Below are 248 nucleotides of genomic sequence, written 5' to 3'. Positions count from 1 at the left end.
GATCTGGCTTTGCTATTCCAACGCCATCAGAAACAAAAATATGTTCCATTGGAACAACATCCAGCACACCCAATTGGTCCATTTTCTGTAATTGATGTTTCACTGGACCATTGGAGAGCATTCCCACAAGAAAACCTTGTTTTTGTAATGTCTTCATTAGCTTTATTACCCCTGGAAAAGGAGATATTTTTTGCTGATTTTTTAGATAAGTATGCTGTAGCTCCTCTGCTCTCTCAACTGTAATTGCT

The 248-nt window shown here is 38.3% G+C and carries 1 protein-coding gene; it reads right to left on the bottom strand.

Going from position 1 to position 248, the window contains the following annotated elements:
* The coding region (locus AOA61_RS12705; RefSeq protein WP_158234799.1) for an HAD family hydrolase at positions 1-248 on the bottom strand (248 nt) is incomplete at both ends.

This window comes from Pseudomonas sp. 2995-1, from assembly GCF_002742505.1.
In the GTDB taxonomy this organism is placed as follows: Bacteria; Pseudomonadota; Gammaproteobacteria; order Pseudomonadales; family Pseudomonadaceae; genus Aquipseudomonas; species Aquipseudomonas sivasensis.
This window is presented reverse-complemented; position numbering and strand designations above follow the sequence as displayed.